This is a genomic window from Thermogemmatispora aurantia, from assembly GCF_008974285.1.
GTDB classification, from domain to species: domain Bacteria; phylum Chloroflexota; class Ktedonobacteria; order Ktedonobacterales; family Ktedonobacteraceae; genus Thermogemmatispora; species Thermogemmatispora aurantia.
Map to the genome: position 1 here is coordinate 982027 of NZ_BKZV01000001.1, position 23516 is coordinate 1005542.

Consider the following 23516-nt stretch of genomic DNA (forward strand, 5'->3'; position numbering starts at 1 on the left):
GCACGCAAGAGCTATGGCAGAAAGAGAAGAACTCGATGAATACGGCTACCCACTTCGCCCGCCAGCTCGGCGCCGCCTGCGCAAGCTGTTGATCCAGATCAGTAAACGCACGCTGCTGACGACCATCTACCTGGCGCTGAGCAGCTACGGCTTGCTCTTGCGCTGCGCTCGCCTGGCACGACGCCACGAGCCGCTCGATCCGCAGCGCTTCAGGCCGCGGCGCATCCTGGTTATTCGCCTGGACCTGATCGGTGATCTGGTCCTCTCGCTCACGCTGGTGCACGCCCTCAAGCGGACCTATCCCGAGGCGGAGATCGATCTGCTGGCGATGCCTTCGACAGCGCCAATCGCCGGCGCCGATCCCGATCTGGCCCAGATCATCACGTACGATCCGAACATTTGGCGTCGGCCTCAAGCGCTCGTACGGGGCCGGAATTGGCGCGAGGCCGCGGCGCTGCTCAGCCGGCTACGGACCAGGCACTATGATCTGGCCGTGAGCGTCTTCGGCCCCTGGGCGGCGCTATTGTCCCTGTTGAGCGGCGCCCGACGACGGGTAGGCTTCGCCGGTGAGGGTTATGCAGGCTTTATGACCGATCCGGTGCCAGGCCGCCATTGGCAGCCTGGTGATCGCCGTCACGAGGTTGATTATTGTCTGGAGCTGGCGCGCGCAGCAGGCGTTAGCCTCCAACCAGAAGATCGCTTCCCGCGCCTCCATGTCGATCCAGAGGCCCGCCTTGAGGTTGAGAGGCTCCTCAAGCGTCTTGATCCTGCGATCGACCTGGACGACGAGCAGGAACACGTTGCCGGGTCACGCGCGAGACCACTGGTGGTCTGTCACGTGGCCTCACATAACGGCTACGCCAAGCGCTGGCCTATTCCCTACTGGGCACGTTTGCTGACAGGTCTGGCTCGGGAGGCTCAGGCCCACCTGGTTCTCACCGGTGCCAGGGGCGACTTGCCTCTCATTCTGGCCATCCTCCAGCGTCTGGAAGGCTCCACTTCAGTGCTCAACCTGGCCGGTCAGACGAATCTGCCTCAGCTGGCAGCGCTGATGCAGATGGCTGACCTGGTGATTAGCGGAGACAGCGGCCCAATGCATATAGCGGCGGCCACCGGGACTCCCCTGATCGCTATCCACGGTCCGACCGATCCGGCCCTTAGTGGACCAGTCAGCCCGCAGGCCACAATCGTACGTAGCGGTATCTGGTGTAGTCCTTGTTACGATGCCCGTAGTCCAGCCGACTGTCGCTTCCATACCGTCCAGTGCATGAAGGAGGTCTCGCCGGAGCAGGTGCTGACCCTGGCCCTGCGCCGCCTCCAGAAACGGCAGCCAGCCCCATCCGCGGCGGCTCGTCCCGCTATGCCGCCACCCTCTAATCCCGCCAACCCCGAACAGCCGGGCCAGAGTCACTAGTCCTATGTATGACCTTTGCAGAGGAGGCAGTTACAGTAGTGCAGCAGCAACGCGCGTCCTTGAGAACACCTTCAGCAGAGCCGGATCAGCAGCAGTCAATCCGCTTGCCAGCGGAGGCGCGTCTCCTCGTGATCAAGCTGGCTTCAATCGGCGACCTCTTGCTGGCTACGCCAGCCCTGCACGCTTTGCGCGAGACCTATCCGCAGGCGCGCATCGACCTGCTCGTGACGCCCGGTTCCGCGGATTTGTTGGCCGGCTGGGAGATCATCGACGAAATCATTGTTCTTGATAAATACCTGTTTGATTCGCCCAAGCAGGTCTTGACCGATCCGCTGCGGCTCAGACGCCTTTTCCCACTCTGGCAGCGCCTGCGCAGCGCCCATTACGATGCTGTGCTGCTCTTGCACCACCTGACTTTGCCCTTCGGTCGCTTGAAACATCAGCTTCTGGTGCGTGCTACAGGGGCACGCTGGCGAGTTGGCTTGGATAACGGGCACGGTTGGTTTCTGAATGTACGCGTCAAAGATGAGGGCTTCGGAGCCATGCACGAAGCAGACTACAACCTGGCCATCGCCGCAGCCGTCGGCGCTCACACCAGCGACCGTCGTTTGATCGTCCCCCTGAGCGAGGCGGAGCGGGAGCAGGCCCGCTACCTGCTGTATATGGATGAGGCCCCTGATCCCTTCATGCGCCCGATTATCGCCATGCATCCGGGCAGCGGCAGCTATAGCACTGCCCGCCGCTGGGCTCCCGAGCGCTTTGCCGCCCTGGCAGACACCCTCTACCGCGAGGTGGGGGGACAACTGGTACTGCTCGGGGGTCCAGAAGAGCGGGAGCTGCATCAACATATCCTGAGCCTGCTGCGCTCGGGTGTGCCAGCGCGCAGCTTCGCTGGCAAAGGGAGCGTCAAAGTCACAACAGCCGTCCTGGAACAGGTCGATCTCTTTATCGGCAATGACGCGGGCGTCATGCATCTGGCCGCTGCCGCCGGCACCCCCACCGTCGCTATCTTTGGTCTCTCCAACCATCGCGCCTGGGGTCCCTATACCGGCGGCGTGCCTGGACGACAGGCAGTCGTCGTACGCCTCGACCTGCCTTGCATGCCCTGCTTCTATCGCGGTCATGAGCTGGGCACTCCCGAGGGCTGCGCCACCCGCGACTGCCTGGCCCAACTTGGCGTCGATCCGGTCGCTACCGCAGCGCGCAGCCTTTTACTTCAGGCTGGCTATCGGCCCGCCTCGCCCCTTCACACCTCTCAGCCTTCCCAAGCGGGCACGCCCAATGAGGACCACTGAAGACGAGCCGCGGCTTTGAGGCGTGGCGTGCAGCCAGGGGTGAGCCAGCCGCGCTCTCTCGCTCGCTAAACCCTGGCGCCAGCCTCGGCCCGGTTGCCAGCGGGCTGACCGGTACAACGCTTGACGGGACGCGAGAAATTGCCAATCTCAACCTCGGGCAGCTCCTGACGCAGAATCTCAATCAGGGCGCGCATGCCCAGGGCCTTACCGAGCGAATCGAGAGCTGGGAGACGCGGCAAGAGGACCTCGGGATCGATGTTCAGATTACGGAGCTGGATCAGGCGCAGGCCCGTCTCACGCACAAAGGCCAGGAGCGCCTCCACCTCGCGCTCGCGATCGATCAGACCAGGGAAGCAAAGTAGATTGATAGAGGCATAGACGCCAGCATCGCGAGCGCGCTTGAGCGACTCTTTCACATCAGCCAGCGTATACCCAATCGGACGATAATAGGCTGTATAGGTTTCTTCGCGGCCAGAGATGGTGCTGGCCCGCAGCATATCGAGGCCGGCATCATAGAGGCGCTGTAGCCAGCGCGGATTACTCGCATTGGTATTGATATTAATGACGCCGCGATCCGTCCGCCGGCGGATCTCACGGATGGCCTGCTCGATACGGCGCCACTGCAGCAACGGCTCGCCCTCGCACCCCTGACCAAAGCTCACAATCGCCTCCTCAGCCAGCTCCAGATGGGGGACGGCCACCTCCACAATCTCCTCCACCGTTGGCACAAAGGTCAGGCGATCCTGGGGTGAAATCAACTGCTCCTCTTCTTGCTTCGAGATGCAGCCTACACAGCGAGCATTGCAGCCAGGAGAAACCGCAATAGCCATCTCCCAGCGGCCAAAAAACAGATTACTGGCCGTCGGACAATAGTAGTCTAGTGCACAATGGGCATGCTGCTTCAGCACGCGATTGTGAGGATAGGCTGCCAGCTTCTCCTGGATAAGACGCTCCAGCGTACGGCGCGGGAAGGCTCGTGGATGCCACTTGTGCGGATCATCGGTTCGCAGTGCTGCCACAAAGAGCCGTCCCTTCAGGCCGGCCACAGCACAGTAGCCAAAAAAGGGGAGCGGACCACTCTCAGGGTCTTTGCTATAAGCTGGCAGATGAGTGCGTGTATAGCCGATCGGCAGCAGCGCCGCCAGGGCCCAGGCTCCCCGGCGCTGTAACGTGCGACGCTGACCAGCCGCGTCCAGTCCCACAGGCAGGCGACCAGGGAGCATCGAGAGCGTCGCCCCATCGGGGAGAGGAATCAGCTCCTCAGCCCGGAGCGGACTTCCATCAAAGGCCAGTGCGCGCAGACTTCGCTCTTCACGAACCTCCCCACGCGCCGTCGAATAAACAAGATACGGTTCCTTCATAGCACCTCTTGCGCTCCGCTCATCAATCAGCAAGAACAAGACGAGCGCCTGATCCTGGATGCTCTCCACCTGCCGCAGTCGTTGCCCAAGGATGCCCACAAGAGAACGAAGTCAGCCAGCAAGCAGGCGAAAAAGGTAAAGAACAACCCAGCAGAAGACAGGCACACCTCACCTGCCTGCTGCACTTGATTTGCCCGCAACGCAGGCACAGCAAGGCGGCAGCGGCGACTGAGAGCGTGCGTTGTCTGCGAGGGGATGAACGCCCCTGTGCGGGAAGCCGAGTTGCTCAGTGGACGACCGGCGGTATGACCGGCAGCTGCGGATTGGTTGGAGGCCCTTCGGAACACTCGTCTTCTAAGAACCTGGAGTGAGTGCTACCGGCCTGGGTCTGAGCCTGGGCAGGCAAACGCTGCTCCAACTCCGACATCTCCTCATAGACAAAGCTTAGCAGAATATGATTGTTCAGCACGCTCTGGCAGACATGACGGATGCGGGGGCGCTCGGCCTCCATCCAGGCATTGATGGCCGCCTCAAGGGCGGAGATGCTATCGCCGCACTGGGCACTATCAAAGCCTTTGTATCGATACACCCCTCTGTCCTTTCCCTGCTAGAACAGTCAGGCAGACTCAGGTACACAACGCTTTCTATCACCCATCTGGACAAGAGTTTACCACGAAAGCGCAGGACTGACCACTGCCCCCAGGCGCTGTAGCTCAGAGAAGAAGTGCGGGAAGCTCTTGGCAATATGCTCCACCCCACGCAGTGACAGCCCGCGACGGCTGCGCATCCCCACGATTGTCAGAGCCTGCAGCAGGCGATGGTCACTATGGCCATCGACCCAGACCCCTCCCTCGACGCCCTCCGGCTGCCCCTCGACCACAATGGCGTCCGGCAAAGGAGTCACGCGACAGCCAGCACGCTGCAGCTCGGCGCAGAGATCGTTAATGCGATCCGACTCCTTATAGTGGAGATTCTCCACGTTATAGAAGACACTGCGCCCCTCGGCAAAGCAGGCCAGAGCCACCAGCACCGGGATACAGTCGATGATCCTGCTACCATCCAGCTCCAGCCCATGCAGGGGCCGCCCACCACGCACACACAAGGTCTCGCCTTCGCGCTGGAGGTCACAGCCCATCGCTAGCAGAGCCGCCACCAACGCCTCGCCATCCTCCTCACCTGCCGGCAAGCGTCCAAGCCGTAGCTCGCTGGCAGGATCGGCCATCGCCGCACAGGCCGCCAGCAGCGCTGCCGCCGAAGGATAATCACCAGGCACCACATAGGCACCCGCGCGGTAGGCTTGCGGGGCCGGCACCCGGAAGCGCCGGAGAGCAGCATCGTGTTCAATGACAATCCCTGCCTGACGCAGGACTTTGAGCGTCAACTCCACCATCACCTGAGAGGTTAAGCTGTCAACAACCTCGATCGTCAGCGGTTCAGCAAGCAAAGGGGCCAGAAAGAGCAAAGCGCTCACATATTGGGAACTGCGCGCTCCCGAGACCACCACCCGACCGCCATGCGGCTGGCCTCCATAGAGCGTAATCGGCAGATAGCCCTCCGGTCCCTGAGCCTCGACTCGCACGCCCAGAGACTCCAGCGCCTGCAGCAGCTCGCGATTTGGCCTGCGCCCCAGCGACTGCGGCTGATCAGTCACAAAAGTCACTTGGGGCAGCCAGGCGGAGACGCCGAGCAAGAGGCGCAGTACTGCTCCTGCATTGCCGACGTTGATCAGAACCGCTCCCGCAGCCCGGGGCCGCCCGACACCTCTCACCTGCAAGCGCTCGCCCGGTTCTCCTAGCCAGTCGAGTTGCGCCCCTAAGGCACGACAGCCCCGAAAAAGCGCTTCGCTATCCTCACTAAGAGCGGGGAAGAGAATCTGGCTCTCTCCCTCCGCCAGGGTTGCCGCTAACAGGTAACGCAAGGTATAGTACTTGGAAGAGGGAAACGACGGTTCCCCCCGCAGCAACGTTGTCGGCGCAATCGAGAGATTGCGTCCTGGTTTGCCCGCCGCTGTGGTTCTCGCGTCTCGTTGTTCCATCTCTCATTAGCCTGGCTCATGCTCGAACATCTCACATCACATCCGGCTGCCTTGTCAAGAAGCAGCACGCCGCCTTGTAGTGCGCAGCAGAGCCATATTCATCTTGCGCAACAGCCCCGCCAGCAGGTCGGAGCTTGTCTTCAAGATAGTATCACGCCGGTGCGCTCTCTCTCAAGAGGCGAAAGAAAGAGATGAATGACATGCAAGCCAGCCGATGCAACCTTGTGGTCAGTAGCCAGGGCAACATATGTCTCTTGCTCGCCTTACAAAAGGATTACACTGTACATACAAGTCACGCTACACTTTATAGTGCATCATTTTACCTTTTCAACAAGGGAAAAGTCATAGCTATCAATTGACTAAAAATGTATATTCTGCTATACTAGGATTCCATATAGCAGAATTTCTAGGAGGCGCCAGACGATCGTGAAACAAGACCATTTTGTCATCGTGGGAGCGGGGATCGTGGGACTGGCGACGGCCTATGCGCTGCTGGCCCGAGGCATAGAGCGCGTCACCGTACTGGAGCAGGAAGTTGTCGACCATCCGCGCTCTACCTCTCACGGAGCCTCGCGTCTATTACGCTTTGAATACGGAGCTAATGCCCTCTACTCGCAAATGGTTATACTCAGTCTAAGTCGCTGGGCGGCATTGGAGCAGCTGACAAAGCGAACACTCTATCTACGCACAGGGTTGCTCTTGCTCGGGCGTGAGGACGACGGGTTCACCCTGGAAAGCTATCGTACGCTGCGAGCTTTGGGCTTGCCGACAGAGCGGCTAGCCGAGCAACAATGTCGCCGACGTTTTCCTCAATTTGAGACCCATGCCTTTGATCTGCTAACCTATAATCTGGAAGCTGGTATTCTCCATGCCTCGACCGCTCTACGCGCTCTCAAAGCACTCGTGAGCGAGATGGGAGGAACAATTTGTGAGAGAACGCGCGTCTGCGCCCTCGACGCCAGCAGCCGGCAGCGGCCTCTTCGTCTGCGGCTAGCCGATGGAGCCACCATCAGCGCCGATCGTGTTGTCCTGGCCACCGGGCCTTGGGTTCACCGTCTGCTTGGCGAGCTGCATCTGCCCGTTCAGACAACCCGCCAATATCTGCTCTATTTTGGTGGTCTGCCGCTCTCGAGCTTTGGCGTCCATAATTTCCCGGCCTTTATGGCCAACGATCTCTATGGGCTTCCCATTCACAGCACCTACAGCGCTAATGGCGAGGGGCTGCCCTGGCTCAAAGTCGCCTCTCACGCCACCGGCCCGGTGATCGATCCCGACGAGACCGAGCATCCTGCACGAAGCCAGGAGCTTGTGCGTCAGGCCATCCACGATTTAGAGGAGCTGATCCCGGCTCTGCGACGGGCCTATCTGGCCCACGTTGGCAAATGCATCTACGACATGAGCCCCGACGGCGATTTCATTATCGACCTCCTGCCCGATGAGCCGCGCGTTGCCTTTGCGACGGGCCTCTCGGGCCACGGCTTCAAATTTGGCCCCTTGCTCGGTGAGCTACTCAGCAGCTTAGTCTGTGGCGAGGAACCACTGGTATCGCTGACCCCTTTCCGCCTGGCACGCTTCCATGAGCGCGATGCCCTGAGCCGCCGCCAGCCCGGGCCTATTGATCAGCGGGCACCCAGGTAAGCAGTGACCCATCGCCCGCGTCGAAGAGCAAGTAGAGGCGCGAGGCGATGGGTGCCACCCGCCCCAGAGGGCGCAGTGGATCATGGATTTGAAACGGTCCCTGCAGCTCGACCAGGCAGATCTGCCCTCGTCCAGCGAGCTGGGAGGCCAGGGTCTGCTCCGTCCGCCACCTGGCCAGCCGTGAGACCGCCTCAGCAACGGAAAGAAAGCACACACTGCCAACCACAGGCACACTGCCGAACATGGTAGAGAGCGGAGGGTGCTCAGCGAGATAGGTGCGCACATCCTCTTCAGTGAAGGCCGGCAAGCCCTGTCGGGAACAGGGGATCGCTAGCCTCCCCTGCCTTCGCTCCTGCCTCTCTTCTCCATTGGAGTCCGAGCCTGCTCCGAAAGTCAACCGGCTAGACATACTGCTCACCTCTCTGGTGACGATCGCCCATAGTCAGATTCTCGCTCTCGGTCAGGACATATTACCCGCATTATTTCAAGCGAGCATCATCATTATATAAGGGAGGAGCGTAGGGAAGCTGACAACAGCAGGCCCCGCATCGTCCTGCATAGCCCTGTCTCGCCAGGCAGGCAAGGCTAGACAGGGCTGCGACAGCCAGGCAGGGCACTCGCGAAGCAGCTCCTCCGGCGGACTACTGCGCGGCATGGCGTCAGCTTGCAGACGTCCTCTTTGTGTACTACAGTATGCTAGTTGTAAGACGGAGGCTGCTCCGTTCTAGGAATACCGCAGGTGCTTTTTTGGAATTCAGGAGGAAGGAGAGACATATGGCACGAACACGCACACATCATGAGGAGACAACAGATCGTGAGATGGAACCTCCCACCGAGTTGCTCACCGTGAGCGAGGTCGCCCAGCGGCTCCGCGTCGACGACACCACCGTGCGGCGCTGGATCAAGTCGGGCGCCCTGGAGGCCATCCTGCTCCCCCACCGTGGCAAACGGCAGGGCTACCGGGTCAAGAAGAGTACGCTCGACGCCCTGATCCATGGTACCACAGCGGTCAGCGTCTAGATGAAGGCTACAGAGAGCCTGGTCTAGCGCAGCCTGGTCAGGGAGAGCGACGCGGCACGGCACAGCCAGGAGCTGGTTGCTGGTCAGACTGAAGGGCAAGCAGACAAGGAGGAGAAAGGTATGAATGCTGAGCCGAGGTGGAGCACTTCACCCTCTGCCGACCCCGCACCAGGCTCACTCAGCCAGCGAAACATCGTGGAATAGGTACGTGGTGGAACAGAGTCTCAGGCCGGCCCACCTTCAGCCAGCCCAGGCCTCGCTCGGCTCTCACTTAGCGAGCGCTAAGGTCCGAGGTGCGTAATAAGAGCGGTGAGCCGGCTTTTTTCCCCTTGCACTAAAGCCACTCTCAGGCGCAAGGTAAGGGCAGAAAAGCAACACACCGCACTACCACGGCTCAGGTAACAGCCCGCTATCTTCCTCCCCTTCCCCAGGCAGCAGGTTCCGTTCCATCCTAACCTGGCGTATGGCCGTGTTTGTATGCTATGCTATTAGAAAAGACTAGCAAGGGATCTGCTTTACTGATAGCACAAAGGTGAAGGGAATGGCAGCAAATCGAGGCAATCGCGAAGCACGCAAGGCCGAATTGCTCAGGATCTCGCGCGAGGTCTTCGCCGAGAAAGGATTCGAAGCAACGACCATCTCCGAGATCGTGGCCCGCGCCGGCGTGGCCCAGGGAACCTTCTACTGGTACTTCCCATCCAAGGCCTCGGTCTTGACAACGCTCGCCCGCGAGATGCAAGAGCGCATCGAGACCGCGCTCCGACGCGCCTACGATGAGGCCCACAATCTGCAGGAGATGATCGAGCGTAGCGTGGCCGAAACGTTCCAGATCATGTCGGAGTACCGCGATATCCTGGCAATCGTGCACTTCAATACCTGCTGGACCGAGCACCCCGCCGAACGCCAGCATATCTTCGCCCCTTACTACGGGCTGATCGCTGAGATCATCCGCCAGGAGCAGCAACATGGCACCCTTAGCCCAACAATCAACCCCGAGGTGACGGCGATCCTTATCGTCGGTACAGTCTACTACGCCGCCGAAGAATGCTATATCTATAACTCGCCCGTCTCCCCCGAGGTCTTCATCGCCGAATGCTCTAGCTTCATTCGCCACGCACTCGGCATTGCTTAACGCCGATTCGCGCCGGTCGCTCGCTCTCGCTCCCGGTATCCTGTCCGGTTGCAGAAACTACCCTAATTTACCAGGCGACCGTGTTCCCCTTGACAATCACCTGATTGCCGGCTATAGTCATATACAACAACGGTTGACTGACTGTCAGTCAATTTAGTCGATGGTTCAGGATCTGGCGAGGGCCAGCCGGTCCCGACGCGGCTTTGTCGGGGCGGCGCCTCCCTCACAGGCAGGCAGGTACCAGGAACAGGGGGAAATAACCCATGACCACCGAACCGGCCCAACAGGAAGGCTTCATCGATGTCGATTCTGAACAGACGCCACCGGTTGAGAAAGATCGACTCTATCGCCTGTGGGAGGAAGGGAACTGGTCAGCAAAGGCGCTGGACTTTAGCCAGGATGCGCTGGATTGGAGAGAAAAGCACGGTGAGCGAGAGCGGGCGGCGATTCTCTGGAATTGTTCGATGTTCCTCGATGGCGAGGAATCTGTAACGCTGACGCTGGCCCCCTTCGTGGAGCCGGCTCCGCGGCCAGAGGATAAAATCTTTCTCGCAACGCAGATCGCTGACGAGGCCCGTCACCATGTCTTCTTCGACCGCTTTATCCGCGAAGTCTGCCAGCTCGGCCAGGACATCAGTACGACGCTGAGCGCGGTTCGTCCTCATCTGAGCTGGGGCTTTGTGCAGGTCTTCACAGAGCTAGATCGCGCCGCAGAGCGGCTGCGCCGCAATCCCCACAGCTTGCCGCTGCTGGCCCAGGGTGTCGTCCTCTACCACATCGTGATTGAGGGCATGTTGGCCCATACAGGACAGCATTTTCTCCGCGAATACACCACCCGCACTGGCCTTCTTCCAGCTCTGGGGCGCGGCATCTTCTTTGTCTCCCGCGATGAGTCGCGGCATATCGCCTTTGGCATCCAGTTGTTGCGCGAGCTGGTGAGCAAGGATCGACGTTGCAAGGAGGCAGCGATTACCATGCTCAATCGTATCCTGGCTTGGACAGCGGGCGTGCTTGCTCCCCCCAATCACGACTGGTCGTACATTACCTGCCTCGGCTTTACCCCCCAGGAGATGTTCGCTTTTGGTCTGCGTTCGCTTCATACGAAGTTGCGCCGTGCGGGCATCGATCCCCATGAGGTAAGCGAGCTGGCCAAACTGGGCCTTGATGATCCTTTCGAGGTGCAGGCTGAGCGCATCATCAAGTTCATCGAAGGCGGGGTCCTGGGAACTGGGGACGCCCCCCATGTGACCGAGGAGACAATGGAGACTATCTTTACTTCGATGCGCCTGGTAGCCTCCTGGTCGCAGCAGCGCTCCAAGCCCATCCGCGCCTCTATCCAGTGGCTCTTTGATGACATGCAGCCTCGCTACCTGAAATTAGAGCCGGGCGCACCACCAGTCACCGGCGTGGGGCGTGTGGAGAATCCGCGGCTGACGCTGCGCTGCTCGGCCAGTGATTGGGCCCGCCTCTCCAGCCGTCGTCTCAATCAGCGCCAGGCTGTACTCTCACGCCGCCTCCGCATCAGCGGTGACTGGCGGCTGGCACTGGAGCTGCCGCGCCTGCTCGCTGTTTAGGAGACGGAGCGTCAGCTTCTGCACGCCAGGGTGGCGCAGGGCCACGCAGCTGGTTAAGAGGGCTATGCTGCAATCCTCAAGCGCTCTTGATCCAGCTGCGCCCACGCTCCCTATTCGCTTAGCTCGTTGAGCAATGTTCGCTTCGCTGGTTTGGCCGGGGCTGTTTACCGGCAGGTCGCTTCACCGTAGAGGCGTGGAAAAGGAGTTTCTACAATGGCGATGTCTCAAGAACCACAGGCGGAAGGTACCGCGCAAAGCAGCAGTAGCCAGAGCCAACAAGTGATCGTTGTCGACCTCTCCAGTCGCTCCAGCCGCAATAAGCTGGCAGGACTGCGCCAACGCTTCAGTGCCTGGCGTACTTACCGACGCCTGCGCACCGCTGACAAAGAGGCACGGCTGGTCCAACAGTGGCAGCGCTGGGGCCGCTTCCGCCGCTGGCGCCGCTCCCGACCCTTTGCCGGCTCCATTCTTCTGATCCTCTCCGGCCTGCTGGTCCTCTGGGGTCCAGCTATGTTAATCAGGTTGGCCATGCTCCCTGGTAGCACGATTTGGGCCGGCATACTTGTTGGCGCCTTGCTGGTCATTATGGGCGTCATCCAGCTGCTCGTCCCTGCCTACTCGCTCATCACAGGGGCTATTGGCGTGGTGCTCGCCCTGACTTCGCTGATCGCTTCCTCTTTCGGCGGCTTCGGCATTGGTATGCTACTTGGCATCATCGGCGGGGCCTTGGGTGTGGCCTGGCGCCCCGTCGCCGCCGGCAAACGGAGCCGTGTGCCACGCCCGTCTCTTCGTACTCGCGCAACGACCCGTCCGTGAATCCGTTGCCCTAGAGTTCTAGTCTGGAGTTCTTAGCTCGCAAGGATCGCCAATCAGTCTATCTTCTGAGATCGTTATCCCATGTGCGCCCCTATCCATTCGTCTGTAATCCCGCTCGTCGGGATTGCATATACATAAATATATATCTGTCATGTAGTACCTAAAAAGGAGAGCGTCTCATGGAAAAAGAGCACGACACCGGAATGACCCGGGAGCCAGAGCGCGAAGAAACTAGCCTGCCCATTCACCTGCCGCCTTTCGATGAGGAAAGCATTGACGTCAGCCGGGTGGAGACTATCGAGACCCGAGCGGTTGCCGACGAGGACGAGGAGCTACCGCCGGTGGGGCGTACTAACCGGACCGTTTTCTGGTCGGTGATGCTGCTCGCGGCCCTGGTGCTCTTTGGCATGCTCGGAGCGGTTGAGAACGGGGCCATAGCCCTGGCGGCAGCGGCGCCGGTGCCAGTCACGGTGCAGGCCAAGGTCCTGCAGGCCACAAACTTCCATCTCTATCCGGGCATCTCGCCCGCCGATAATAGCACGCCGGTGGCAGTCAACCAGCTTGATGGGACCATCACTGACCTGGTGATCAGCAAGAGCATCAGCCTGGGACCCCTGGGTACAGTGACCGTCAAGCTGGAGGCCGGCCAGAACACACCTGTGTCGGTGACGGGGCTGACGAACGACGCCACGGGGTTGCAGGCCGACGAGGGCCAGTTCCAGAACCTCGTGCTCAGCACTGGCCCCAATCCTTTTGATCAGACGGCCACCAGCGCGACGCTGACCAATCTGACCATTAATTCCCCATACCAGGCTGCAAACAGCATCACGCTGCCCGGTCTGACGCTGAGCATCACCCATAGCTAATAAAAGCTGGCGAGAGACAGGTCGCCTCCTGTAAGACCCGTCCATCGTCACCGCGCGGGTGCAGCGGTGCTCCCAGGGTCGGCTGCACTCGCGCTCTCTCCCCGTCTGGTACTCCAGTAGTACTACTGCCATCTGACGGTATTTTTCTTCCTATCCTCTCAAGCTCAGCGGACGAGTAAATGAATAAAGGTCAGGCCAAGCTATGAAGAAGAAGCGTTCTCTAGCAGTGCTGGCATTCTGGGGGAAAGTCGGCGCACTCTGTTCTTTTCTGGTGCTCTTGATTCCAGCCTTTGTTGCGGGGGGCCAGGTGGCCTTCGCCGCTGGTCCAGCGACGGCACCGCAGGCCGGGCCGGTGTTCTGTCTGCCGCCGCTGATTCCGTGTCATTATCGGACGCCGACCCCGACACCAACTGTCGATCCACCAACCCCAACGCCGACACCGTCACCGACACCTTCGCCGACGCCTCCGCTACGGGCAACACCAACGCCGGGCGAAACAGCCACGGCAACCCCGGCGCCGAGCGCGGTCCCATCGGTCACTGTGACGCCTGGGGCAACGGCGACAGTGACGGTGACTCCCCCCCCAACCCCTACGGCTACGCCGAAGCCGACGATTCTCACGGCCCCCAACTCGATTGTGTTGCGGGCAAGCGAGATTATTGGTACCAATGCTCACCTGAGTCTTCTGCCCGACCCGCTGCATCCCGTGCTGACCTTCAGTTCAACCACCATGTCGGGGCTGCAGATCTCACGTGACCTCGGCAGTGTGACTATTACTATCACAGCCTCGGGCACAGCGGTGGCAACTGGTGTTTCAATCAAGACTTCAATCTTGCAGGATATTGTTACTGGCCTGAGCAGTTTCGCCAATAAGGCTGATCTGCTGATCCTGGCTGCTGGGGGCACGGTACCCCGTCTTGTGATGACCAATGTGGTACTCTATATCGACCGCTCGCTCAGCAGCGCCTCTCTCCAGGCTGGCGGGCTGCAGGTCTCTTTCTCCTGATCCTTTTGCTGGTACTGCCCTGCGCAGCCCAACGCCAAGCAAAAAGAAGGGGGACGCACTGGCGCGTCTCCCTCTTGCTTCTTTCTGCTTACAGAGGGCTTCACCACCGGCTGGCTGCCCTGGCCTGAACTTGAGCGGATCTCCTCTTCCGCTATCCCAGGCTGCCAGCCGGAGCATAGGCCCAAGCGTCTGGGCATACCTGGCAGGTCTCGAACCTACCAACACTTGATCCGAAGTCAGGTTTTCCCTCGAACGGCCACCTGGCTTCGGAAGCCGCTCTCCAGGCGGCCTGGCGGGAACCGCTTCTTTAGTGCCGCACGCTTGGCAAAAGTTGTCACAGGCTCCTTACTCTCTGACTCTCTGCCTTCTCCAGAAAAGGACAACCTGTCCTTCGCCTGATTTTAGACAAAAGTGTTCTCCAGGCAGAAGGCTGCACTACGATAACTATACGCTCCCCTTTCAACAAAGACAAGAGTGTCAAGTGTTCATCTATGTGTTCCTGACACCTGATGGCTCTTCACAGCGAGCACCATTTCTGCAGGAACCTTCAGGCTGGGCACTCCCCAGAGCGCGCCCCCTTGGGCCGTTCATCTGCAGGAAGCAATCTCCTGCATCCAGCCTGCTCTTTTCTTCAGCACTCCAATCGCCAGGTCCCACCAGGTCCGGTCAGGTACTCTTCCCTTTTCGAAGGTTGACCCGTTTCTCCCCCTCTCCCATTCATTCCTGGTTCCTCTCCCCGGCAGGCAGAAGCCACCTATCCCCCCACTGCTCAGCAGAGGGAAAGGCAGGACAGGCGGCTTCTCTTAGCTCACCAGCGCCTCCAGCCAGGCAGCAAGGTCCACCAGACGCAATTGCCGTGGCCGCTCGCTGCGATCAAAGGGATCGCTGACGATCATCTCCTGCAAGGCTTTCGGGGAGGTGATATGGCTATAGAGACCGTAGAGGAGGTCCAGAAAGCACTCCAGGTCCTCGATGGTGTAGCCTGCTGGGGCTGGCCCATAGGCCTTGAGCAGGCGCTTGCGTCGCGCAGGTGAGAGCGTTGGCCCCCCCTGCTGTATGACTCGATGCCGATCCTGATCACCAGACATGACACGTGACATCGGAACGAGTGGCCTCCTTTCTTCCGCTGACTATCTGAGAGGGGAGGACGAGGAGCATGCAGGCAGATGCGTTGGCCCAGACTGGAGCACGCATAGGAACCAGGAGGAAAGCCGGCTGGGCTGACACCCAGCAGCAAGCAGACAGGTATATCGCTGACTCAGGCTTCCCTGCTCCTGGGAGCAAGAGCATGGGATGGATAAGGCAGCCAGACCATTCGCTCCACCGCTGCGCTTCCCTGCTCGGGGATGGAACCCCTTCCCTCTGCGTTCCCGTTCCCTTCCCAGGGTGTTCCCCTCTCGTTCCCGAGTGGCTCTCGGGTCGAGCGGGTCTGCTTGCGAGCAGTGTAAACGTGCTGCGGCCTCGGGAAAGCGAAGCGCTGCCGCCGGTGCTTCCCCCTGATCCCAAGAGCACCCCCCACCGAGGGCAGGAACAGGCGACGCCCATGGCGCTGTGCCTGACCTGACCTGGCCCGCAAGGACGACAACCCTCTGGAGCGCCGTCCCATTCTGACCCAGACAGCAGCGACCTGCCTGCGCTGGTTGAACCCCGCTGCGCTCCCGCCAGGTCGCTGTCCTGCTCGTTCGTCCGCTTGCTGTTCAGGGATGTCAGGAAGGGAAGGCATCCCTCCGCTCCCCACAGACGGCTTCCACGCGGTCGAAACAGAGCGACAAGAGAACGGGGGACTCGTCTCTCCCCGCTCGCTGTTCAGAAGGGAAAGAAGCCATGCTGTTCCCCTTTCTGCGTTGGTGGACCGCTCTCTCACTGGCTGATCACTCGTGGTGATCGTGACCTCCCCACCAACGACTGTTTTCCCGAACCCTGTCACCTCTGCCTTCTCATCCCGAGCCATCGCCGTCACCCCTTGCCGAGGCGAGGCGGTCCCTCTTGCTGCCGCTGTTGCCGCTCCTGCTGTTCGCTTCGAGCATCTCGGCACCCGGCGTTCCACGCAGCGATGCTCGAAGGGCCTCACAAGCCACCGCAGGGCCACAGGGGATGGCATCATGGCCGTACAAATGCGGTCTGTAGTGACCGCTTTTTTGGGATGCTCGAAACGACTTGACGGAGGCCGCTCCTGATGCTACCCTAGAGAGGGGGCTGTCAGAAGGCCGCTTCAGCCCGATTTGGGATTGAAACCCGCTGAGTTCTTCTCATTTCCTCCCCATCCTCCGTCAGAAGGCCGCTTCAGCCCGATTTGGGATTGAAACCAAATGGCATGATATGCTCTGAATATTCATAATACGGTCAGAAGGCCGCTTCAGCCCGATTTGGGATTGAAACTGCCCGCTCCGGCTGCCCAGCCTGGGCCGCGGCCCAGGTCAGAAGGCCCCTTCAGCCCGATTTGGGATCGAAACCGGGCTTCCCCAACCTGCAGGACACGGGCTACGAGGTCAGCATGCCTGTGGCGCCCGCTCTCTGGGATTAAAATCCGATGGCGTCGACAGGGCGTGTGCTCGCAGTGGGGTCGGCGACAGGGGTCGCTCCCCATGTTGATCGGTCTGGTGCAATGGGCCAGAGGACGGCCCTGCAGAAGCGCCAGGTGGCTCGCCTGTCATCAGATAGTTCTCCTTTTCTTGCTGGCTTACTTGACAGTGGAGGAGCAGCTTTTCAGCCTGCCCGTCAGAAGGACCAGCGCAGACTCCTTGCCGCAGGTGGCTTCCTCCCCACAGTGGCAGCCTTCCCCCTCTCCATCTCATCGGTGAGGCTGGGCATCGGAGGGCCAGTCACGCTCATGGAGCAGTCTAGCGCACTGGACCCCCAGGACAACGGGAGTGCCCCTGGGAATCCCCTGGGAGCCAGACGGGAAGGATCAGGCAGAGGCCACAGCACGGGGTCCTGGTGATGAACCAGGTGGGGTCGAGAGCGGACGTCGGCAAGCAGGTGTAGCACAAGAGGTCAGGAGCACGAAGACACAGCGATCACCAGCCAGCCTGGCTGTGCTTGCCCATCAGCACGGCGCACGTGCTGCCATGCGCGGTGATATCCTTCTTCAGAGCAACTCGCAGGGAAAAAGGGGCAAGCAACTATGGGGATAAAAACCCTGCATGATTTGAGATATGGGCGCTTTTCAGGACGTGCACGTACTGAAACCTCCCCAGAGCGCTTCTACGCTATTACCCTCTACTACCATCTCTGGCGGCTGCACTGTACAAGAGGTAGCTGGCAAGCCTCTTGGAGACCACCGCTGATGCTCATCAGCGGTCCCTGTGAAGATCGCACGGAAGTAGAGAGCGCAGGGCGGGCCGTGCTGACGAAACACTGCCGCGGGCTGTCTGGCGAGGCTGAGAAGAAGAGGAAAGAGGCAAGCTGTTCTCCAGTGGTCAGCGCTGACCACTGCTGGCTGTCGGAAGCCTCGAGCGGAGCAATGTCTGCAGGACGGCGGGTCTCGTCGAGACAAAGGAACGCTCGCTCCACCAGCTGCTGGAAGAGCAGGTGCGCGCTGCAGCGCTGATGCGATGCCCTGAGCAAGGGCAGCGCTGCCTCAAGAGCGCGGTACGTCGAGAGATCTGTCAGATGAATACCCCCAGCAGCTGGCTGGTCCAGCAGAAGTGGTACCCCCGGATTCTGGGGAAGCCAGGGTGGAGCAGTGGAAAGGTCCGGCTCAGGCAACGGAAGATCAGCTGCTGGTGCCTGCGCTCCTCCAAGGACAGCGAAGAGGCGCTCTTGTTCTTCGGCTGCGAGCTGGGAGACCCAACACATGCTCTTGATTGGTAGTGACTATGGCTGGGATACGATTACCTCCCTGACCTCCCCTGGCGACCACCCGGAGAGAGAACAACCATAGGCGGCCCTGCCGAGATTCAGCAGAAGCAGGCCCATATCGCCCGCTGCCCACTCTCCTACCCGGCTTGCTGGCAAGAGCTTCAGGCCATACTTCGCCTGCGCTGTCATCGGCTCTCAGGAGTAGGGAATGGTCGCTGTCTCGTCCGATTCCGACTGTTCTTCCTGCTCCTTTCCATCTCGTCTTCTGCTCTGTTCGACCTGAGAGGAGATCTCCGCCCGTCAGTCGCAAGGCGGAGATCTGCCTTCGGGCCTCTCTCGCCACCGGCCCTGGCCCGGCTACCACAGGCCGGCACGCACCCAGTACCAGATGATCCAGAGTCCCACCCCCATCAGCAGCAGGGCCATCCCAGCGGCATAGCTCACCAGCACCAGGGCCGCCTCGGCCAGGCTCCCGCGCGTCAGGGCGGTCCCTACCATCAGCAAGAAGATTGGAACGGCACAGCCCAGCGAGGCCAGGCCATACCCCAGGCCGAAGAGCCAGGCCGTCCGCAGTCCTTCCGCTCGACGCTGCCGATCGCTCGGATCGCTCGCGCTGCGCGGTGTCAGCTGGCCCAGGCCCGGCAGCTCCAGCGCTCGCCCACTCCACAGCGACCAGGCTCCTCCCAGGATGAAGCTAGCTCCCACCAGCAGGGCCAGCCCTATGCCGGCGAGCAGGAAGCTCACCAGATAGTCTCCTGTCAGCGGCAGCGCGAGCAGGCTACCCTGCAGCGTCGCGCTGGCTGGGCCGCACCGCCTGGCGGCTGACCAGCCCAGCCACCAGGGCGGGCAGCAGCGCCAACCCGCAGGGATTGAGCGGCGAGAGCAGCCCGGCCCCAAAAGCCAGCGAGAGCGCCACGGCCAGAGAATCCCCCGCTGGTAAGGGTATCAGGGCTTGCCAGAGCAAGACCGCCTTCATACGAGTTGCCTCACCACCTGCAGCAGCTGAGCCGCCGGCACCGGGCCATGACTGCGAAACGCGATCTGGCCGGCACGATCGATAACGATCGTCGTTTCCAGCTCCTGGACCCCGTAGGCCTGGCCAATGGCCCCAGTCGTCTCAATGCCCCATTGCACGGAGGTGTCTGCCGGCAGACCCAGCGAGGCGACGAAGGCTTGCAAGTCCTGGGGACGATCCAGGCCATTCAGATCGATGGCCAGCGCCGTCACGCCACGCAGATGGGCAGTCGCCAGCGCCCGCCCCAGGTCTGTACTGCCCGGCTCACAGCCAGCACAGCCTGTGGCCATGAAATAGAGAATGACCACCTGTCCACGCTGGGCCGCCAGGTGAAAGGTCGTTCCTGCCAGCGTGGGAACCACCAGGTCCGGCGCGACTGGCCCCGAACCGGGGGTGGAACCTCCCCGAGACGGTGCGGGTTGCCGGGCTGCAGCAGCGCTGGTCGTGGCGGCGGATGCAGGGGCGAGCGCCGGGCTGGCCGGGCTGGTGGCAGTGGGGAGCAGCCCCCGACTGGCCACTACCAGACTCAGCAGGATGCCCAGGACCAGGCCCCCCAGGAGCAGCGGTCCGAGCAGCCGTCTGCGCGCTGGCTGATCGCTGTCCTCCAGCGGGAAGCGGGCAGGCGCGGGCGCCAGGGGAAACCGCCCCCCACAGCCGGCGCAGTAGTCCAGCAGAGCCTGCTCCTCTTTTCCTCTGTCTTGCCCATGTTCACCATGCACTGGTTCACGAGTCTTCTGTCCAGGGGTCATCCCTTCGCGGCTGTTCATTGTTCCTCCCGTGTGAAAGAAGAAGCTCACGGCTGAGCGTCTCTTGCACTTGCCCCCGCGCTGGCCTGCTGCAGGAGCGCTGTCAGCTGCGCCGGCGAGAGCGGCGTGGCACTGACCGTGAAGACCTGGCCACTGGCGCTGATCACGACCATCGATTCCAGCGTCTGGATGCCGTAGGCGCTCACGATGCCGCCACTGGGATCGATTCCCCACCGCAGCGTCGAGGCCGCTGGCTGGCCCACAGCGCGGACAAACGCCTCCAGATCCGCTGGACGGTCCCAGCTATTCACATCGATCGCCAGGGCGATGGCCCCAGTCGTCCTGGCCGCCTGGATCACACGTGCCAGTGGCTGGCTGCCCTGAGCACAGGTGGCACAGGTCGGGGCCAGAAAGTAGAGCACGACGGGATGCCCACGCGCCTGGGACAGCGAAAATGTCGTCCCATTCAGTCAGGGTAGCGAGAAATCCGGAGCAGGCTGCCCCGTCTGGCCTCGGACGCTGGCTGGAGCGCCACCCTGCACTCCAGCCAGCCTGGTTCCCAGCCCCAGGCAGCAGAGGGCCAGCAAAAGGACAGTGTTCATTGCGCTTTCATCCCGGTCCTGGGCATAGGCCCGGGCCGAGGAAGCTTGCTAGATGAGCAGAGGAAGGGCCCTCGCTGGTCACTCTTCCTGCGAGGTGGGCCCCTCTGGATGCAGCTCGCGCCAGGCCTGGTGCACGCGCCGTACACTTGCGTAGGAGACGCCATAGCGCCTTGCGACCTGGCACAGGGAGGTTCCTTTCCGACAGATCTTGCGAGGCAGCTGTGCTGCGGCCTGCTGGATCGTTTCCCAGCTGCTGACCCTAGCCCGGAAAGGCTGCTCGAGCTGATAGAGCCCCAGTTCGACAGCCGCCATCTCCACCTGAAAGTCGCGCTCACTCAGGTAGCCCTCGGAATAAAGCTTGACCAGCCGTCCCCGCTTCTGCAGCAGCCGCTCTTTTTCTTGTCCTGGCTCCCGTTCCAGCTCAGCCTTTTTCCAGGAGAGGACTTTCACCTGCTCCCGGACCTCCTCCTGGGCGGCTGGCAGCGGGAGCACCTTATAGCGCAATGCGCCATCTTTGAGTACATCGCGTGTTTTTGCAATCGAGTTCGCAGGCATGCCACGCTCGGCTACCTGAGTCCGATTGCCTTACGAGCAGCACATGAGGAGATCCCCAACTTTCTTGCCTCCGGAAAAGGCAGGCAGCCCACAACTACACCACGGCCCAACAGGAACGCAGTGACGCTGAGTCTCTTTGATAAATGAAATGAGCGCTGGATGAATCACTATGATATATTCCTCTGCTCTGGGTACTAGCGGTTCTTGGGTGCCGATTCCTCTTCTTTCCTGAGCTTGAGCATGGCAAAGGCAGCCGGAATGCTGCCAAGCAAGAACAGCCCATACGAAACGGGGTCGGTGATGGACGAGTTGAGATGAGCTGGAAAGGCGATGATCGGGAGCAGGCGGCTGAGAACAATAGCTGCGGCCGCCCAGAGAGGAATCGCCCGTGCCCGGCCAAGCGCGATGCCAAGCAAGAGGGGACCACCCACAAAGCCGATAATGAAAAGGATTAAGCAGGCTGTCATAAACGTATCACTATTGAAGCGATTCCATAAAGCAATAAACTGCGGGCTGCTCCCCAACTGCGCCATGTCGTAGGTCATGTCGCTCTGGGCGGCGAAGGCAATGGTCGTCATCATCCCGATGAGCGAGAGGACGCCGCCGATACTCGCCAGCCAGGGCGAGCGCGACATGGCCAGAGATACCATGCCCAGGAATCCAAACGGGAGCAGGAAGAGGCCGATGGTCACGAGAGCTAAGTCAAGGAAAGGTGGGAGAGACATGCTTGCTACATTGGCAATCGCAATGTTCCCATTTGCAGGGTTGAGATTCCCCGCCGTCACGAAACCCACGATCAGGAGCGGGAATGGTAACACCATACAAATGGCGAAGAAAATGCGTTGTACCTTTAAAAACACAGGCACTCGGAGGTCTGATCCCAGGTGAGGTGGATTACCGGCTGACTGCATGTTGCTCTTTCTCCTTGGAAAAGGATGCATTCGGGTGTGCAGAACGGTCCCTTTGTATCCCACGTTGGCGGCATGGGCTGCCCACCCTTATGACTCTCGAACTTTGAGCATGGCAAAGGCAGCAGGAATACTGCCAGCAAATACCATGACGTAACCGAGAATTTGAAGGATTCCTAGACCCGTCCCGTAAGCCAGCGGCCCCATGACAGGTGCGCTGACAATGATGAGTGCAGCAGCCCAGAGAGGAACAATGCGCGCTCGTGCCAGCGCGATCCCCAATAGCACATAGGCAAGCTGATGGCCGATCACCCAACCGCCGAAGATGACAAATGTTTCCCAGCTGGTGGAGTATCCTGCCTCCAGCAGGGCAAACAATGGGTTGTAGCCTAAATGCGCCATGGTGTTGATGGAAAACACCTGGTCTGCCACGAGGCCCCAGGGGATGCTTCCTACAAATCCGCAGGCAATGCCGATGGTTGAAAGCCAGGGAGCACGTTTCATGGAGAGGAGGCCCAGGCCAATGTAACTGAGAGGATAGAGATAGGGGATCACAACGTTGATGACTAAGAAGATCTGGATCAGGAGCGGATTTGCCGCTCTGTAAGCGACCAGAACGCCGAGGAGATTGTTCCCGACGGTGAGACAGGCCGGATTGCCGTATTGAGGACAGAGGCTGAACCAGAAAGAGAGGATCAATGGGGCCAGCACAATGCACAGTGCAAAGAACGCGCGGTGGAGCTTGCGGTAGAAAGGCTCGGCTCCTGCCGATTGTTGATTGAGCCGTGTTTGAGCGAGAGCCATCTTAAAGTTCCTTCCTTTCGACCCATCTCGCCTGAAAGACATCCCTTAGCGGGAAGCAAGTAGCTGCTTAATCAGCAACTGCGCCAGCCAGGTTTCATAGCGTTCGGGCTGTCAACCCTGCTCCACCACCAGCATGCGATAGAGAGCATAGCTGGTCAGCGCCCACGACACGTCAGTTGCTTCCTCAAACGACAGGCCAGCACGTAATACTTCCCGTTCGAGCAGAGAGGCTATCAACCGGACCTGGTTTTGACGCCGTCTTGCTTCGATCTGCTGCCAGTTCAGGAGCCAGAGTCCCGGCAACACTCAGCCATTCGAGTGAGCTTGCCAGCAGCTCATAGGCCCGGCGGGCGATCTGAGCCACCAGCAGAGTCGCCGTGGTGGGGCTTCGGTCAATGCAACTCTTCGATAAGCTGCTGAATGGGCGCGCTGAACGCTTCGGGATTGATGACTTCCTCCAGTAGCGCGCGCTTGGAGCCAAACATGGCGGTAATTGTTCTGGGCGAGTCCTCAGCGGTCTCGGCAATGGCCTCTAGCGTCGCCGCTGCATAGCTTTGGTTCTCGAAGAGTGAGCGTGCTGCCGTCAGGATACGTCGCTGCGTCTCCTCGGCCTAGCGGTGGCGTACGTGTGAATGATAGAGGCGCTTTTCTTCCCCAGATTGAGATATGTGTTCCATGAGAGGAGTATACCATATTCAATAGGCCAAATGCTAGTCAATAGATACTTCCCTATAGAAACATTTCTGTCACTAACGAAGCCGTTAGAGCCGCTGGCACAATGCCGAATGGGTATCAGACGAAACACTCTTGAGCAACGTGCAAACTGCCTGGTCGAGCCACCAGGCTTTCCTCTGGTCGATCGCCATGACGCGGCGAGCAGTCTGACGCAGCAGGTCTAGGAGCTCGCGCGAGGTCCATTGTCGGGGCC

22 protein-coding genes are annotated in these 23516 nt (G+C 60.5%); 9 read left to right on the forward strand and 13 right to left on the reverse strand.

Annotation, left to right across the window (positions count from 1 at the left end; genetic code table 11):
* Positions 1-13: 13 nt before the first annotated feature.
* A complete protein-coding gene (waaF, locus tag KTAU_RS03825) occupies positions 14-1414 on the forward strand; it encodes a lipopolysaccharide heptosyltransferase II (protein WP_151727100.1) in 1401 nt (466 codons plus the stop codon).
* 38 nt (positions 1415-1452) lie between these two features.
* A complete protein-coding gene (locus KTAU_RS03830; protein WP_170293035.1) occupies positions 1453-2709 on the forward strand; it encodes a glycosyltransferase family 9 protein in 1257 nt (418 codons plus the stop codon).
* A 65-nt stretch (positions 2710-2774) separates the two neighbouring features.
* Here KTAU_RS03830 and KTAU_RS03835 read toward each other — a convergent pair whose 3' ends face one another.
* The 3 genes from KTAU_RS03835 to aroA all read right to left on the reverse strand — a co-directional run bounded on the left by KTAU_RS03835 (position 2775) and on the right by aroA (position 6105).
* Positions 2775-4070: a radical SAM family protein gene (locus tag KTAU_RS03835; RefSeq protein WP_151727102.1), complete on the reverse strand. Its 1296-nt coding sequence runs from the start codon at positions 4068-4070 to the stop codon at positions 2775-2777.
* A 286-nt stretch (positions 4071-4356) separates the two neighbouring features.
* A complete protein-coding gene (locus tag KTAU_RS03840) occupies positions 4357-4659 on the reverse strand; it encodes a hypothetical protein (protein ID WP_151727103.1) in 303 nt (100 codons plus the stop codon).
* 78 nt (positions 4660-4737) lie between these two features.
* The gene (aroA, locus tag KTAU_RS03845; RefSeq protein WP_151727104.1) at positions 4738-6105 is read right to left on the reverse strand and encodes a 3-phosphoshikimate 1-carboxyvinyltransferase; all 1368 of its coding nucleotides are present in this window, start codon (positions 6103-6105) and stop codon (positions 4738-4740) included.
* 426 nt (positions 6106-6531) lie between these two features.
* Between aroA and KTAU_RS03850 the strand changes: the two genes are divergently transcribed.
* Positions 6532-7743: an FAD-dependent oxidoreductase gene (locus KTAU_RS03850; RefSeq protein WP_170293036.1), complete on the forward strand. Its 1212-nt coding sequence runs from the start codon at positions 6532-6534 to the stop codon at positions 7741-7743.
* Here KTAU_RS03850 and KTAU_RS03855 read toward each other — a convergent pair.
* Positions 7718-8152 carry a hypothetical protein gene (locus KTAU_RS03855; protein ID WP_151727106.1) on the reverse strand — a complete coding sequence of 145 codons (435 nt, stop codon included), beginning with the start codon at positions 8150-8152 and terminating at the stop codon, positions 7718-7720. The genes KTAU_RS03850 and KTAU_RS03855 overlap by 26 nt on opposite strands.
* A 365-nt stretch (positions 8153-8517) precedes the next feature.
* Here KTAU_RS03855 and KTAU_RS03860 point away from each other — a divergent pair, with 365 nt between their 5' ends.
* From KTAU_RS03860 to KTAU_RS21760, 6 genes are all read left to right on the forward strand, one after another.
* The gene (locus KTAU_RS03860) at positions 8518-8763 is read left to right on the forward strand and encodes a helix-turn-helix domain-containing protein (protein WP_228026305.1); all 246 of its coding nucleotides are present in this window, start codon (positions 8518-8520) and stop codon (positions 8761-8763) included.
* 541 nt (positions 8764-9304) lie between these two features.
* On the forward strand, positions 9305-9895 hold the full coding sequence (locus tag KTAU_RS03865) for a TetR/AcrR family transcriptional regulator (RefSeq protein WP_112428858.1): 591 nt from the start codon (positions 9305-9307) through the stop codon (positions 9893-9895).
* Positions 9896-10158: 263 nt separating this feature from the next.
* Positions 10159-11469, forward strand: a complete 1311-nt coding sequence (locus tag KTAU_RS03870; RefSeq protein ID WP_151727107.1) for a ribonucleotide-diphosphate reductase subunit beta — start codon at positions 10159-10161, stop codon at positions 11467-11469.
* Between the two features lie 213 nt (positions 11470-11682).
* On the forward strand, positions 11683-12285 hold the full coding sequence (locus tag KTAU_RS03875) for a DUF6114 domain-containing protein (protein WP_151727108.1): 603 nt from the start codon (positions 11683-11685) through the stop codon (positions 12283-12285).
* Between the two features lie 179 nt (positions 12286-12464).
* On the forward strand, positions 12465-13151 hold the full coding sequence (locus KTAU_RS03880) for a DUF6230 family protein (RefSeq protein WP_112428865.1): 687 nt from the start codon (positions 12465-12467) through the stop codon (positions 13149-13151).
* Positions 13152-13353: 202 nt separating this feature from the next.
* Positions 13354-14157 (forward strand): hypothetical protein, encoded by an 804-nt coding sequence (locus KTAU_RS21760; RefSeq protein ID WP_174844054.1) that lies wholly within the window; start codon positions 13354-13356, stop codon positions 14155-14157.
* Positions 14158-14960: 803 nt separating this feature from the next.
* On the opposite strand, the gene KTAU_RS03895 is transcribed toward KTAU_RS21760, so the two are convergent.
* From KTAU_RS03895 to KTAU_RS03935, 9 genes are all read right to left on the reverse strand, one after another.
* A complete protein-coding gene (locus KTAU_RS03895) occupies positions 14961-15257 on the reverse strand; it encodes a hypothetical protein (RefSeq protein ID WP_151727110.1) in 297 nt (98 codons plus the stop codon).
* A gap of 3058 nt (positions 15258-18315) precedes the next feature.
* Positions 18316-18702 carry a hypothetical protein gene (locus KTAU_RS03900; protein ID WP_151727111.1) on the reverse strand — a complete coding sequence of 129 codons (387 nt, stop codon included), beginning with the start codon at positions 18700-18702 and terminating at the stop codon, positions 18316-18318.
* A gap of 34 nt (positions 18703-18736) precedes the next feature.
* Positions 18737-18934, reverse strand: coding sequence for a hypothetical protein (locus KTAU_RS03905; RefSeq protein WP_151727112.1), 198 nt, complete (start codon positions 18932-18934; stop codon positions 18737-18739).
* Positions 18931-19740 carry a peroxiredoxin family protein gene (locus KTAU_RS03910; protein ID WP_151727113.1) on the reverse strand — a complete coding sequence of 270 codons (810 nt, stop codon included), beginning with the start codon at positions 19738-19740 and terminating at the stop codon, positions 18931-18933. Before KTAU_RS03910 ends, KTAU_RS03905 begins: the two co-directional genes overlap by 4 nt.
* Before the next feature lie 26 nt (positions 19741-19766).
* Positions 19767-20189 carry a TlpA family protein disulfide reductase gene (locus KTAU_RS03915; RefSeq protein ID WP_151727114.1) on the reverse strand — a complete coding sequence of 141 codons (423 nt, stop codon included), beginning with the start codon at positions 20187-20189 and terminating at the stop codon, positions 19767-19769.
* A gap of 210 nt (positions 20190-20399) precedes the next feature.
* The gene (locus KTAU_RS03920; protein ID WP_151727115.1) at positions 20400-20876 is read right to left on the reverse strand and encodes a helix-turn-helix domain-containing protein; all 477 of its coding nucleotides are present in this window, start codon (positions 20874-20876) and stop codon (positions 20400-20402) included.
* 194 nt (positions 20877-21070) lie between these two features.
* On the reverse strand, positions 21071-21787 hold the full coding sequence (locus tag KTAU_RS03925; RefSeq protein ID WP_151727116.1) for a hypothetical protein: 717 nt from the start codon (positions 21785-21787) through the stop codon (positions 21071-21073).
* Positions 21788-21874: 87 nt separating this feature from the next.
* On the reverse strand, positions 21875-22588 hold the full coding sequence (locus KTAU_RS03930) for a hypothetical protein (RefSeq protein WP_151727117.1): 714 nt from the start codon (positions 22586-22588) through the stop codon (positions 21875-21877).
* A 392-nt stretch (positions 22589-22980) separates the two neighbouring features.
* Positions 22981-23178, reverse strand: a complete 198-nt coding sequence (locus KTAU_RS03935) for a helix-turn-helix domain-containing protein (RefSeq protein WP_151727118.1) — start codon at positions 23176-23178, stop codon at positions 22981-22983.
* Between the last annotated feature and the right edge of the window lie 338 nt (positions 23179-23516).

Excerpts from the sequence above, each read along its gene's own strand:
- aroA (WP_151727104.1), bottom strand. The coding sequence starts at position 6,105 with ATGGAACAACGAGACGCGAGAACCACAGCGGCGGGCAAACCAGGACGC.
- KTAU_RS03930 (WP_151727117.1), bottom strand. The coding sequence starts at position 22,588 with ATGGCTCTCGCTCAAACACGGCTCAATCAACAATCGGCAGGAGCCGAG.
- waaF (WP_151727100.1), top strand. The coding sequence starts at position 14 with ATGGCAGAAAGAGAAGAACTCGATGAATACGGCTACCCACTTCGCCCG.
- KTAU_RS03910 (WP_151727113.1), bottom strand. The coding sequence starts at position 19,740 with ATGAACAGCCGCGAAGGGATGACCCCTGGACAGAAGACTCGTGAACCA.
- KTAU_RS03875 (WP_151727108.1), top strand. The coding sequence starts at position 11,683 with ATGGCGATGTCTCAAGAACCACAGGCGGAAGGTACCGCGCAAAGCAGC.
- KTAU_RS03865 (WP_112428858.1), top strand. The coding sequence starts at position 9,305 with ATGGCAGCAAATCGAGGCAATCGCGAAGCACGCAAGGCCGAATTGCTC.
- KTAU_RS03860 (WP_228026305.1), top strand. The coding sequence starts at position 8,518 with ATGGCACGAACACGCACACATCATGAGGAGACAACAGATCGTGAGATG.
- KTAU_RS03870 (WP_151727107.1), top strand. The coding sequence starts at position 10,159 with ATGACCACCGAACCGGCCCAACAGGAAGGCTTCATCGATGTCGATTCT.
- KTAU_RS03905 (WP_151727112.1), bottom strand. The coding sequence starts at position 18,934 with ATGAAGGCGGTCTTGCTCTGGCAAGCCCTGATACCCTTACCAGCGGGG.
- KTAU_RS03895 (WP_151727110.1), bottom strand. The coding sequence starts at position 15,257 with ATGTCACGTGTCATGTCTGGTGATCAGGATCGGCATCGAGTCATACAG.
- KTAU_RS03925 (WP_151727116.1), bottom strand. The coding sequence starts at position 21,787 with ATGCAGTCAGCCGGTAATCCACCTCACCTGGGATCAGACCTCCGAGTG.
- KTAU_RS03920 (WP_151727115.1), bottom strand. The coding sequence starts at position 20,876 with ATGCCTGCGAACTCGATTGCAAAAACACGCGATGTACTCAAAGATGGC.
- KTAU_RS03855 (WP_151727106.1), bottom strand. The coding sequence starts at position 8,152 with ATGTCTAGCCGGTTGACTTTCGGAGCAGGCTCGGACTCCAATGGAGAA.
- KTAU_RS03880 (WP_112428865.1), top strand. The coding sequence starts at position 12,465 with ATGGAAAAAGAGCACGACACCGGAATGACCCGGGAGCCAGAGCGCGAA.
- KTAU_RS03835 (WP_151727102.1), bottom strand. The coding sequence starts at position 4,070 with ATGAAGGAACCGTATCTTGTTTATTCGACGGCGCGTGGGGAGGTTCGT.
- KTAU_RS21760 (WP_174844054.1), top strand. The coding sequence starts at position 13,354 with ATGAAGAAGAAGCGTTCTCTAGCAGTGCTGGCATTCTGGGGGAAAGTC.